12 protein-coding genes are annotated in these 13,863 nt (G+C 36.7%); all 12 read right to left on the bottom strand.

What is annotated here, in order from left to right; translation table 11 throughout:
* Window positions 1–17: 17 nt before the first annotated feature.
* Window positions 18–3,284, bottom strand: a complete 3,267-nt coding sequence (gene pglX / locus GPK60_RS01930) for a BREX-1 system adenine-specific DNA-methyltransferase PglX (protein WP_215658741.1) — start codon at window positions 3,282–3,284, stop codon at window positions 18–20.
* A gap of 12 nt (window positions 3,285–3,296) precedes the next feature.
* On the bottom strand, window positions 3,297–4,406 hold the full coding sequence (locus GPK60_RS01925; RefSeq protein WP_173887207.1) for a toll/interleukin-1 receptor domain-containing protein: 1,110 nt from the start codon (window positions 4,404–4,406) through the stop codon (window positions 3,297–3,299).
* Window positions 4,407–4,418: 12 nt separating this feature from the next.
* On the bottom strand, window positions 4,419–8,036 hold the full coding sequence (gene brxC, locus GPK60_RS01920) for a BREX system P-loop protein BrxC (protein ID WP_173887209.1): 3,618 nt from the start codon (window positions 8,034–8,036) through the stop codon (window positions 4,419–4,421).
* A gap of 13 nt (window positions 8,037–8,049) precedes the next feature.
* Window positions 8,050–8,625, bottom strand: a complete 576-nt coding sequence (locus GPK60_RS01915; RefSeq protein WP_117886577.1) for a DUF1788 domain-containing protein — start codon at window positions 8,623–8,625, stop codon at window positions 8,050–8,052.
* A gap of 3 nt (window positions 8,626–8,628) precedes the next feature.
* Window positions 8,629–9,231, bottom strand: a complete 603-nt coding sequence (locus GPK60_RS01910; RefSeq protein WP_173866294.1) for a DUF1819 family protein — start codon at window positions 9,229–9,231, stop codon at window positions 8,629–8,631.
* 74 nt (window positions 9,232–9,305) lie between these two features.
* The gene (locus GPK60_RS01905; protein ID WP_147632484.1) at window positions 9,306–9,512 is read right to left on the bottom strand and encodes a helix-turn-helix transcriptional regulator; all 207 of its coding nucleotides are present in this window, start codon (window positions 9,510–9,512) and stop codon (window positions 9,306–9,308) included.
* A 215-nt stretch (window positions 9,513–9,727) separates the two neighbouring features.
* Window positions 9,728–10,702, bottom strand: coding sequence for a translation initiation factor 2 (locus tag GPK60_RS01900; RefSeq protein WP_147632483.1), 975 nt, complete (start codon window positions 10,700–10,702; stop codon window positions 9,728–9,730).
* A gap of 11 nt (window positions 10,703–10,713) precedes the next feature.
* Complete coding sequence (locus GPK60_RS01895; protein WP_147632482.1) at window positions 10,714–11,154, bottom strand: DUF4869 domain-containing protein; 441 nt, start codon at window positions 11,152–11,154, stop codon at window positions 10,714–10,716.
* A 143-nt stretch (window positions 11,155–11,297) separates the two neighbouring features.
* Window positions 11,298–11,816, bottom strand: coding sequence for a hypothetical protein (locus GPK60_RS01890; RefSeq protein ID WP_252191259.1), 519 nt, complete (start codon window positions 11,814–11,816; stop codon window positions 11,298–11,300).
* Between the two features lie 328 nt (window positions 11,817–12,144).
* A complete protein-coding gene (locus GPK60_RS01885; RefSeq protein WP_173757796.1) occupies window positions 12,145–13,374 on the bottom strand; it encodes a tyrosine-type recombinase/integrase in 1,230 nt (409 codons plus the stop codon).
* 9 nt (window positions 13,375–13,383) lie between these two features.
* Window positions 13,384–13,665, bottom strand: a complete 282-nt coding sequence (locus GPK60_RS15495) for an excisionase (RefSeq protein WP_023920548.1) — start codon at window positions 13,663–13,665, stop codon at window positions 13,384–13,386.
* Window positions 13,631–13,858, bottom strand: coding sequence for an excisionase (locus tag GPK60_RS01875; RefSeq protein ID WP_002594705.1), 228 nt, complete (start codon window positions 13,856–13,858; stop codon window positions 13,631–13,633). The genes GPK60_RS15495 and GPK60_RS01875 overlap by 35 nt, the downstream gene beginning before the upstream one ends.
* Between the last annotated feature and the right edge of the window lie 5 nt (window positions 13,859–13,863).

Below are 13,863 nucleotides of genomic sequence, written 5' to 3'. Positions count from 1 at the left end.
AAAATGGGGTGGCTCCGTTAGTCCGGACAGGTGGCTCTCGCCACACCGGACTGGCGGCTCTGCCGCACCGTAATATTCATCCAGTAAATCGGGCGTTTCTGATATGTCTTAATATGGTCTTTGATGAAATCTGTCAGGAAATAATTTCTGATTACTTCACGGCTTGTCTTTCCTTTATTACCAAGAGCGTTGGCAATAAAATCAAGATTTTCTTCAAGAGTACCTTCTCCATAAACCTTTTTCAGCCAAGCACAAAACAGACCGACAATATCATCTTCAAAATATTCCTCGTCTGTAATTGGAATACAGTTATCCTCATCAGGAATAAAAGTATCATATTTGCTGTTACCCCATTCTCCACCTGCGTAAACAAGTCCATCTTCATCAAGAGAATAGCGACCAAACATGCAGCCAACTGCATAAGAAATTAAACTCTTAATATCTCTCTGTAAATCAGCCTGACGAACAGTGACGTCTTTATCTTCTACTTCCGGTGTTAATTCGTCCTGCAATCCGTAAATTTCAATAAAAATGCGATTAAGTTCCTCTTCATTTGCTTTAAGCTGATTGAAACGCTCATCACATTCTTTTGACCATATTTCAAAAGCTATTGACACCTTATCAGAGGAGTAGCAAAGCAACGGATGTTTTTTAAAATCCCATGAAGTTTCGAAGGCGTCCCAATCTTCTTTTGATACATCAACACTATGTTGAGAGATAAGCTGTACATCATCCATTTTCTCCTCATTGATAAGAATTGGAGTATTTTGCATATCAACAACTTGACAATTTATTGTAGGATTAATAATCTTGAGAATTTGATTTGCTATTTTTGTAGATAAAAATCCTAAAACATAATACATCAGCTTCTCATTGGTAATTACACAGGGGGATCCTGCTACATCCCATAAAAACCCATTCGGATAATATCGAGCCGAATACATCCCTGATGTAACAAATGACCAAGTAATGCCTTTTTTTAAATAGAGATGGCTAAACGTCGGTCTTGGCCGATGAAATTTCTCGGATTCTTTCCATTTAACCACATAATCATTATTTCCGTACCATTTTCTTGCTTCACCGCCTTTGTTATACGGAATCCACGGTGTTTTAACCAAGTCTATTTCTTCCATTTTATCTGAATATATGGAAATATTTTTTTCTGAAATTTCGTGCCAAAATCTCAAGTAAGAATTGTTATCTCCTGTAGACATTCCAGTTACTATTTCCGCTATATTTCCTAATAATTCCCCGTACACAAATGAATCCATTATTCCTTTACTCACCCAATAAGCAATCGGAGATCCTGGAATTTTAGAAAAATTCGACTGGACAGATTCGTAAAAATATCCGCAGTTCTTTCTTGCAAGAGCCTCCAGTACTTTCTGCTTTTGAACTTCCATTCCACCTTTAAATTCCGACAACCTAAAGCACAATGATTTTCCAGTTGCTTTTCCATTTTTTAAAACAAATGAACATATTGGCACTGTTGCTTCTTCAAAAGCTGAATATTCCATCTGTACAAGTGTAGTAATTGACTTTGTATCAATAATATATTTTCTAAGAGCCTCATACGTCTTTATGAACATCCAAACAAACGGCGTCATAAATGCAGAATATCCATTTATTTTGCAGTAATCAAAGTTGCGGTAAATAAATACACTGAACAAATCTCCGCAATATGCCTTATAATTATCAACAACGAATTTCTTTAACTGTCCTTCCAATTTATTCATATATGGAGGATTGGTACACACAACTGCATACTTATTACTCATAATTTCAGCCTGTTTTGCAAGCTGCAACATCTTTGGAAGTGTATCGTTTAACCACTCTGTTGAGAAAAGGTCAATCTGTCCAGTTCCACTCTCAATATTATTTAAATATTCTACAAATTCCTTGTAATCTTTCTTTTCAATTGTCTGTAACGTTCCGATTTCCTGTGCGTCTTTATATGCTTCTACTAAATATTCGCCAATTTTATTCTGTTCACTATCCGTTGTTAAACCATTACAAGCAAATTTATCAATAGAGTTACTTTCCTCAACAACTGCAAGGTTATTGGATATACCTTTTGTCAATGCACGGCGATTATAACTGCGAGCTTTCATCATTACTGCAAAATATGCCAACTGATATGCACGCTTATCAATATCCATACCGAAAAGGTTATTTTCAACAATGCTTAATGCCGCATCTCTGTCTGAATATCCTACTTCACGATAAATTTCCATAAGCACATCAAATGCATATACAAGAATATGTCCGCTACCCATACATGGGTCGAAAAAGGTTAAATCAGTCGGACTAATTTTTTCATCGACATACTGGATTTTTCCATTTTTAGGCGTGACAAAAAATTCCAGTTTTTCAGCCAACTTACTCTGTGGATTCCTTTCAATCCAATATCTTCCCAAAGAGTTGTCCACCATATAACGCACAACCCAATCTGTTGTAAACAACTGTGTTGCTGCCGGAATATCTGCTTTCTTTACTGTTCCTTTATAGATATTTACAATCTCGTCGTGTTTCTTTGAAATATAATACTGATACAGCCAACCAATGATTTCAACCTGACCATCAGCCTTTATTTTTCCATCATCAGTGTACATTTCATCGTTAATACGGAAATCGACATCTTCAATATCATTGATAAGATGATGAATAATCCCCTCTGAGTCTGTAAACGAAATTGTAAGAAGTAATTCCGAATAATCATCGGTCTTTTCAAACAGTTCCGGTAAAATATCGTGAAGTTTATTGCACTGCTTAATAAAGAGCATACGGAATAATTCGTCCAGTTTATTATCATCTTTTAACTGGATAATTCTGTCCTGCTCATAAGATGTAAATTCTAAATCCGTATCAAACGGTGTCGTTACTAAATCCGGCTCTTTCTTTGCCTTATTATCGGAAGAAAGCACACGAACACTGGAAGGCAAATAATCATTGACTTCCATAAAACGAATCGCAATCAAACGGTTGAACCAAGTATATGCAACTTCTTCGATTACATTCTCAAATGTTTCCTGATAACTCTTATAGCTGCGTTCTTTTGTCTGAATTGCTTTTACAAGAGCATCTCTTTGTTTAATTTCAATACCGGAGATTTTCGTATAATCCTTTGTACCAACATCATAAAAATGCAAATCACTTGTTGACTGAGATAATCTCTCAGCAATTCCGTTCTCTGTAATACCAACTAGTCCGGCTTTATATTTAATATCTTCAATGAGCTTTTCTCTCGCCCATTCTGCAAATTTTCTTATTGCTGTTTTGTTCATCTCGATTTCTCCCTAGAAAGATGTTGGTTTATTTAATACACACCCACAAATATCCTTTTCATTCAAATCCATTGCTGATGTAAAATATACACTTTTCATTTTTATTGTCATTCTTGAATCTATAATCAAATTTTCTTGTGTTATTGGTTTCGATCTGTCTTTTATTCCAATAGGCATTATCTCATAATCACTTCCATTTTCTACTATTTGCTTGAAAATTTTACGATTATTACTATCATCCATCCACTGATATCTGCTCAAAGTAGCTAAAATCATTTCATCTACCTTAATACCGCCCTTTATACCTCGCTGAGTAGCTTCATCGATGTTTGCACCTAAATGAACAAAATAGCCTTTACCATAATTACGTTCTTTTGTGTTATTAACCCAACATCCTTTTGGAAATGGTGGTTCAATAAAATCTATTCTCAGGAAATTATCTGCATATCCATTTTTCATATTTTCTTTCCATTCTTGAAAAATTTCTTTTGCCACACTATAATTATGAAACAAAAAACCTAAAATAGGAGGATGGTCGTTTACAGGGAAAAACAGATACAACATTCCTCTCCACTGTGCCTCATTCCACTTTTTCAAATCTATTGGCGTTGAGAAAAACATTGTCTTTCTTTCCTTTTCTGGCAATGGTCTTAATTTACCAAGAGGTGGCTTTACAGTCTTTTGAGCACCTCTTAATCTCCAGTACAAGTTATTGTACCCCTCATCTGCCCCAATATTATAATAAGTAAATGATTTTATTGGTGTTGGTATAAATTCTTCTTCTCCTTTTTCAAAAAAAATCGGAATAAACTTCTTGGTTTCTACATTGGAATCATATAAATACTGATATATTATACTAACTTCCCAAGTAACACCTTTACCTTTTTCATCCGAATAGAACTTTTCATAATATGATTTACTACATAACACCAAAACATAATCTGATTTTCTAATTTGATTTTCCATCCAACGAGGCCACCCCTCAGAAGGTGCTTCTTCATACAAATCAATACTTGCATCAATGCCTTCTGAACGTAGCTTATTTGAAAACTCTAAAACTTTATTTTCATAAATTGCATCTTGATGACTATATGATATAAAAACTTTTGGGTTTTCGTTCATCGTAATCCTCCCTTAAAACTCAATGTTGATAATCGTATCTTCTTCCAAAGTATTCATCAGTTTCTTCTCAAGTTCTGCAATATACTTCTTAACATCTGCTTCATTCTCAAGCTGCCATGTAGCCGCATTGTTGATAGATTTAATGCTGACTGTTTTCTTTCTCTTTACCTTTGGAGCAGGTACAGCCGGAGCAATCGTTTCTCCACCATAATTTCCGGTTTCTGCTACGTGAGCAGGCTGTTCTGCTGCAATGATTTTTGCTTCTTCTTTTTCAATCTCATTCAGGCAGCGAACTTTGAGCACGTCTGCTTCCACTTTGATATTTTGCAGTGTAGCCACATTGTTACAGCTCATTGCTTTATCACTGATTTCTCTGAACAGATTTACATACTTATCTGCCAATTTATCGTGGCATTTCTTATCTTGCAATTCTTCAAAAACACGCTGTCTTGCTTCCTGAATAGCAGTATCTAACGGTTTCTGCATTTCGTTAAGAAGTCCGCTATAAAGATTGATAAACTTGTCCAGTAAATCAGGCAATTTGAAGATTTCTGAATAAGGAACAGATTTCTTCAAAATGGACTTAATGTCTGCTACAACGGATTCTATTTCACTGTTTACAATGAATGTCTTACTGTCATCGTAAATCTTCATCAGCTTCAGAGCCTTATCAAATATGCCCTTCTGCTCTCCTGCAAAGAACTTTTTAACAGGCTCATAATCCTCAGCAAAATCGAGGAAATCATCTTTCTTACGGTCGATACCTGCAAAGAACTCATTGGAATATTTCATTTGCAGAACATCAGCCATCAGTTTTTTACCGGAAGCAATCAACTGTTTGCCCGGATATGCAGTCTGTGTCGCATAATGAATATCTAATTTTTCAAGGTCATTTTTCAGATTTGATGCGTAACCAAGAAAGCTTCTCATAATTGCATCGTCATCATCACTTGCCGAAGTAACATTAAACAATTCTTTCATTACTGTACGGACAGATTTCTTCTGTTTTTCATTCGCTTTTACACGCTTTTCAGTCATCAGTTTTTCATTAAACTCTTTGCGTGTCAGATAACGGATAATTTCTTCCGAAGTCTTTGAAAGCAATGTAACTGCATCGTTATTAACAAACATTGCAATTTCGCCATTTTTGAACAACTTAGCAACAAGCCACTGCACATCGGCTTCTACAAATCCATACGGTGCTTTTAAGAAGCGTTCCAGAATGGACTTCATAGATGTTTTCATGTGACGTTGTGTGTTCAAAGCAATATAATCATTGACATCATATAAAGCCAATTCATTCTTTGTTATATTTGTACCTACAAGAGTAAGCTGCTGTCCATTATTCTTGAACAGTGTGTGAATGTCCGACTCACTCATTGCCGTATCAATATAAGACAACTTATGATAAACTGTGGAAACCAACTTACCGAGTGCTTCATTTATCTTAGAAGCAATTTCCTTTGCTCCGCTCTGAATTTTATCGCCATTCACATAGATTTCTGCATTCTTCAGACTTTCTGAAAGGAATAGCTTTGCAGCACCATTTCTCTCACGCATTTCCACTTTCTTAGCTTCCTTAATGCTTTCAAACTGTGTCACTGTATTTGTAGCATCAAAGCGGATAAATTTTTCAATCTGCAAAGCAGAACGGATTTCATCAAGAAATGTTCTGTCGTCAGGCAATACTACAAGTACGCAGCTTGACTGACCGGACAGAATTCGCATTGTTGCTTCATCTGCTCGCTCATCACTGTTCGGAGTAAGAATTTTCAATGTAATGTCATTATTCTGATTTGCCTTATACGGTTTATCATCAACAACCTGATTGAAAGCAAACGCATATCTTCCGTTAAATGCCGGATAGCGATACTTCTTTTCATCATAAAGACCGTCAAAAATCATCTCGGATACCTTTGCAATGACTTCTCCGGAATCTACATTCTGTGATTCAATCGCTCTGTTGATTTCCTGCTCCTCATCTGTCAGGAATACATATATATCTCCGTTCTTCTGAACTAAAGTCTGACGAACAAGACGTTTCAATGTGTCCTCTACCTGCTGTGCAAGAGCCATACGGTCATCATTCACATTGGATACCATAAGACTTGTGATATTCTCAATATTTGCTTTGATTTCCTTAACATACTTAATCATAAAGAGTGTTTTCAGTACATTGACATCAAAGCATTCTTTTTCGTGGTTCGGATTCAGATAGTCATTATCTAAGGCACGGGAAATAACACCCTTGTGAGAATGGTCAAGGAATTGCTCAAGGGCGTCATAGAACATATTAAATGGCACAATCGTTCCCGGTTCATCGTTCATAACCTTTACGGCAGATTCTTTGAACAACGCAAGCATAGAACGCTCGCCTTCTGCCAGATGCTTACCGGATGCACCGTGAGTACGAATGGAAGTCAGTACACTTCCAAGTAAATTAAACTGATATGGAATAAACGGATAGATATCCGCAAAATTTTCTCTGTCGGAATATAATTTCTTTTCAACACCATCATTGAACAAAATCAGGTTCTTAATGACTGTCGCCTTATCATCATAAAGTAGTGTAAGTGTCTGTTTTCCTGCTTCGTTCTTTTCAAGGATTCTCTTTTTGATAACCTCATCTACATTGGCAGATGAAAGAGAAAGTCTGGTATCAAAACGTCCCTGAATCTTCGAGAAGTCATTTCCCTTTGTTTTTGTAATTGAATCAATATCCTGCTGACTTGTCACGATAATCCAAGCCTTACCGCCGCAGGCAGTACCCAAATCTTCTGTTACAGTCTGAAGATTCAGCATAAGTTTGGAATCATCGCCTATGTACTGTCCAATCTCATCAATCAGGAATACGATATGATGATTGCTCTCTTTTTTGTCAAGATATTTCTTGACAAGTCGGGCAAAATCCTCAACCTTATATACATATTCTCCGGTAGCTTTCTCACACCAGTTTCTGCCTGCTTCAACGCTCATAAAACCAATCTCATCAAGGACTTCTACCACATCGTCCTGAATGAAATCAAAGTCGCTGCGTGATTCTTCCCAAGTAGAACCGAAGCTATCTTCAAATTTTTCTTTGAATAAATCGTACTTTCCTTCTTCGGTCAATTTGCGTTCCAAATCTGCAAGAAACGGATTGGAACCACTAAATCCCTGCATTTCATTAAACACATTTTGTAACACGGAAACAATGGCAACTTTAGACTGCTTACCATTCACTTCACTTTTAGAGTCAATATTAAAAAGGACAACATCAGTCGGAATCGTACCTGCCAGTTTCATATCTGCAAGTACCATCTGATCAGAAATCTTATTATCATCTACAAAATAGTCAACCGCTTTCTTACCGCCAACTTCTTTATTTTCAAGGAGATAGGATAAAATCTTCAGGAAGTGAGATTTACCACTTCCAAAGAAGCCGGAAATCCACACGCCCATCTTGTCCGTATTTCCGGTAATTCCTCTTTTGTAGCTTGCAAAGAAATCAGAAAAATGTTTCTGAAGTTCTCTTGTCACAACATATTCTTCAAGTTCTTGCTTGATATTTGCATCATCATCTTGTCCAACTTTGATTACGCCTTTAATATCTCTGTCGATAGGCTTTGAAAACATATTCTTGATAATCATATTCCCTCTCCTCTTAATCTACGAGCTTGAATGCTCTGTAATAGTTATCGTCCTTTATCTCTCCAAACAGCACCAGTTCCTGACCGTCATAATTACCCGGATAAAACAGCACTACCGGAACATTATCTATGACCTGATGTAAATTATTCAGTACCGTATGTGAACGCAATATCGGATAGCACTTTCCAATACCAGTAATAAACACAACCGCTTTCTCCGGCGTATTATCCCTGATATGATTTACTATCAGACTGTCTGATGATGTTATCCTCAACATATTGCTGATGGATTTTGATACTCTCTCAAAGCCTTTTGTCTTTTCAAACTGATAACACTTTTCTAAATATCCTTTTTTGATAAGAATATCAATCATAATGTCATACAAGTCAAACACTACAACCTTGAAATCATCATCTGAGTTTTCACTTTTTTTCTTGATGTATTCTATCCTCTCTCGGATATACAATTCTTTTTCAGCCGGATAATCAAAGATATAGTATCCGACTTCATTACCTAACCCTTTGTTCTCTCTAAACGAGGGTTTTTGTATCATTTCTTCTGCTTTATCTAATCGTTCGTCAAGCGACATCATTTAGTCCACCCCCGTAATTGCTTTTATCATTGCACTATCTCCACACACTTCAAGATAATGCTCTAAAGCAATATCAAGAATTGGTGGCGTTATTGTTTTCTTCTTCTCAACAGCCGTTAAAAGGTTTGCATCGGTCAAATAGTTAAAATATATTGAGCGAAGCCTGCGTTTTGTACCATCTGTCCAAGCTGCAATATCTTCACTTTGAATTTCTTTATTCTTGAAAAAAATATTTATATCTGCGTCTTCGATTACCGGAATACCAAGTATATTTTTTTCACGATACACTTCAAACATAAATTCAAAGAACAATCGGTCTGACCTGAGAATAGCAATCAAATTGATTACCTTTTGAGTTGCCAAATCAGAAGTACAGAACAAGTCAATCAGTGTCTTATCCAATCTTTTTGCTCTATTCCAAATGTATCCATATATCCTTTTGGCTCGATACTCTTTTGCCGCACCAAAAAGATTTTCGTCTATACACATTTTTTTAATTTCTTCTTCGGACTTTCCCTCGTCAATCAGCTTGATGACCTTCTTCATTTCAACAAACCAGAATGATTGGGAAATCAATCCCGCACTATATGTTTCTTCTACCATCTAATTCACCCTTTTTGGTGGACATTAAGCCTTTTAATATCCAATTTTATTTTTGACCGGAAGCTATGTTCCTTCTATTCGTCTAATATAACTTCACATATATCTCCGATGTCACAATGAAACACCTGACATATTTTCATCAATACTTCAAGAGATACTATTTCGTTCTTATTCAACTTCGTCGCAACAGATGATGAAATCTCCGCTGCACGCATTAAATCCTGTCTTTTCATCTGATTATCAATCATAAGTTTTTGAAGTTTATTATAGCTTATTCTCATCTGTAACTCTCCTTTGTATTCTCCGTTTCTTCTGGTTACAGTTACTCAATTAACATCATACCATAAATAATCTATTTTTTCAAGATATGGACGTTCATTCGCAACTCGTCATTGATTAGGTGTCACTTTTTACAAACATCTAATAACAATCCAAAAGTAAAAAAAGAAAGTCCGTCGCTTATGACGAACTTCCGTGTTTTATGAAAGCATTTGCTTTACACGTGTAAGTACAGCTTCATGCCTTCCATACTTTCCACTATCTGTTTTTTATTTTTCTCATGCAGATACACCGGATTCAACTTGCTTTTCTGATATTTGAAAGGTGTGCCTTCCGTCTTCTGAACCAGCAATCTTGTAAAGTATCTTTCCCAGCTAAAGAATTCTCTGCTGTCAATATAGTCTTCCGGACTCTCCAGAATTTTAGAAATCTCTTTTTCTGTAATGATTCCTGATCTCAGGATAATCCATTCAAATGATTCCGGCAGATATAACTTTATGTTTTCATATTGCTGTGACAGTTTATAAAGTTTCTCCATTTCTGCCCCGATTGCAGCACCATCCGCTACGACACAGATTTCTTCATCCATATTTGATTTCTTAAGCACACTGTATAATTTTGTTTTTCCGCCTGCACTTCTGCAGCTTATCTTTTGTTCTTCTGCTATAGATTTGAAAAACTCATATCCTGAATTTGAATCCTCAACAACGATAGTTTGTGGTTCTACAGGAATCTGTGCTGTATCTGTATATATTCGGTACATCTGCTGGTAAATCTGTTTTGTGTTCTGATATTTTCCAGAAGAATGTAAACCATAAATCTCTTCCACACTATATGGAAGATTGTACAGATTTTCTCTTGTAATGATTACAAAATAATTATCCGATTCTTTGATTTCGGATGCAAATTCTTCGGAACGGATAAAGGTATTTTCTTCATCTATAAATAAAATATTTCCCGAAATGTTTCTAAGAATAATCTTCCAGTCAGCACCTTCCAATGTCCTGCATGGGACATCACACATGAGATCTACTCCACTTGAATTTCCGAGATTGGCAAACTGCCGAATCATGTTAATCAGAGTAGTCTTTCCCGTAGCACTGTCCCCTTTTATGATCGTGATATTTCTTTTTATCTCAAATTCATAATGTAGTCTTTTATTTTTTACGACTACCCTGTATTTTCCACGCATATTTCTTCACCTTACACATACTCTCCGGCAATCTCCACAAATTCTTTCATGGTATGAACCATCTGTCCTGTATTTAAAATTTGAGCCTCAAACTCTTCTTTGCCAAAATCCATAATGTGCCTTAGATTGATTGTCAGATCTTTTTCTTTTCCAAGTTTCAAAATCCATTTTGAACAATTATCTCCACAGACTGAAGCATTGAACACTCTGTCATTTTCATCGTAAGCCATAAGCATCAGTGTCTTCACTCCACCGGACAATTCTTTCGGCGAGATTGGTCCAAGAACAGGGCTTTCTATCAGATGGGGACCTATCACCTCTGATTTATCCACATCTTTTATCATTTTTACAGATAATAGATCCGTAATCCACTCATCCTCATACATGTTATCAAAATATGTCGGAGGATGATAAATCGCTTCCTTCATCTCCCCCAGATAAATGTTAAGCATATCTTTTCCTCCCGGCTGTAATCCCGAAATGGTCTCGGAATTACCATTTCTCTGTCATCATTGACGTTTGTTGTGCGATTTGCAAAAAAGAGCCACCGCATAAATGCTATGACTCTTTTCTATCATTTAAATTATTTTATCTTTTAGTACAGTTTCGCACCTGCCGGGATATGATTATCAACCATCAGAAGATGAAGTTCTTCTTCCTCGGAATCTTTCAGGTTGCTTACTGCTGAAAGCAGCATTCCGCAGGATTCGATGCCCATCATTTTTCTTGGCGGCAGGTTTGTGATTGCGATCAGTGTCTTGCCGACCAGTTCTTCTGGCTCATAGTAAGCATGGATTCCTGAGAGGATGGTACGGTCTGTGCCTGTTCCGTCATCCAGTGTAAACTGAAGCAGTTTTTTGGATTTTTTTACAGCTTCGCAGGCTTTTACTTTTACGGCACGGAAATCGGATTTGCTGAATGTATCGAAATCTACTTCTTCTTCAAACAGCGGCTCGATCGCTACTTTTGAGAAATCGATCTGGTCGTTTGGTGTGAAGAATCCGTTGTTGTCGTTTGCCGGCACTTCTTCTGCGTCCTGTGCGGAAGCAGTGAAGATAGCTGTAGACTGTGCTTCGTTGTTTGCTGCATTTTTAGCAGCTCCTTGTGACTTCATTGTCGGGACCCTTTTTGTGGTTCTTTCATACTCGACCAAGCTGGTGTTAATACTATTAAATTCTCCATATTCCAATTATCCCCCATACTTCATATTTTTGCTCTACTTTGAGTCACTTTGCGGGCAAATGATGTAAAATATGATGTAAATGATGTAGGGCGATAGTAGTATATGCAAGAGCATATTCATATACAAGAAATTATAACTTCTCTTATTTACAATGTCAATCCACATCAAAGTAACGCTGCCTTCTTTTTTCCTGCTTCAGAACAAGAAAAAAGAACACACAACACTCTGTATGTTCTCTTTCTGTATGTGAAGTCCAATATTATACTTTGAAGTAGCTATCCAATCCTTTGAACTCTGCCGCTTTCATTTCTTTTGTAACATCAGCATAGATGTTCAGTGTAGTTGAAATATCTGAATGTCCGAGTGCATCTTGAATGACCTTTATATTTACTCCAGCTTCACACATTCTTGTTGTAAATGTATGTCTAAGCGAGTGACAGCTAAAATGAGGAAGTAATACATCAGGTTCATCACTGTGCAAAAACTGCTCATCATTGCAATCACGGATAATTCTTCGTATTGCTTTGTTGAGTGTGGCTTGGTGCTGTGCCTGACCAAAACGATTGATGAAAATAAAATCTGTATATCCGTCAATCGTGACCTCGCAATGAAGTCCTAAATCTTCCTGCTTCTGTTTCTCATGTTCAAATGCTTCTTTCACAAAACCGAGCATTGGAACCTGCCTCATACTCGCCGGAGTCTTCGTTGTATTTACATTGAAATAACAGCCACTTTTACTTCCCTCGGTTCTGTGGTCATAATATACAAGAGTATGATTAACATCAATCATTCCACTTTCCATATCAATATCACACCATCTCAATCCAGTTACTTCCCCCACACGAAGTCCAGTTCCTATCATTACTGCAAAGACCGGATACCAGTGTTCATATACAGGGTGGGTTTTCAGGAAATTCAGAAATAGCTCCTGCTCCGGTTTCGTCAACGCTCTACGCTTTTCCGACTGAAAACAATGTGCTTTTTTCAATTCTCTCAACACATTATCTGACGGGTTATTTCTGATAAAGTCATCATCGACAGCAATCTGTAAAACCTGATGAAGAACCGTATGTATATTATCAATCGTTGAAGGCTTCAAATTTCTTTCATCAACAAGATAATTGTAGTATTTCTTAATATCTGATTTCTTCAGCGTTGATATTCTTTTACTTCCAATCACTGGTCGCACAAAGGTATTGTACATATATTTGTAATTTTCAAAGGTATTATTCTTCAGCCCTCTTTTCATATTTGCCCAAAGGTCAAATAATTCATCAATGGTTGTGTATCGTGCTTCGGTCTTAATACCATCACATTTATCTTTCTGAATACGCTTTTCTTTTTCTCTCAGGTCATCTAAAGTTCTTGCGTAAACAAATCTTCTTTTCATCTGGCTGTCCTGCCAGCTAAATTGATAAGTACCGTCTTTTCTCTGAACCTCTCCGGTTTTCAGAACAACCCTTGATTTATCTTTTCTTTTTGTCGCCATTGTGTCCTCCTAAATTCTAAACTGCTTATCTATATATTTGTCCAATCGTTCCCTCACAATATGGATTTTATTGCCTATCCATATTGCAAAGGGACAACCTGCTTGATTAGACAACTCACGCAACTTCGTTCTTCCTATACCGGAATATGCTGCGGCTTCTTCGATTGTCAGCCACTTTCTTTCCCATATCGGTTCTTCAGCATTGCTTATGAGTTTTTCCTGATATGTTCTTACTTCGGCAAGTAAGCGTTCATCATCATTCAAGGAAAGTAAGTTTTTCAATGTATTCATCAAAAATCCTCCTCTTAATCATTCGACGATTTCCTATATGAAGAACAAATGGGCATTCTTCTTGGCTTGTTAGTTTTCTCAGTCTTTCTCTGCCTATGCCAGAATATTCAACTGCTTCATCAATCGTCAAATTAGACTTATGCCATATCGGCACATCATATTTTTTTCGGATAATCTTTTCTGTATCTGCCATTACGG

Source organism: Ruminococcus sp. MCC718, assembly GCF_018783905.1.
Classification (GTDB): domain Bacteria; phylum Bacillota; class Clostridia; order Lachnospirales; family Lachnospiraceae; genus Hominisplanchenecus; species Hominisplanchenecus faecis.
The sequence above is the reverse complement of the archived record's forward strand: the minus strand, read 5'-3'. Positions and strand labels throughout refer to the sequence as shown.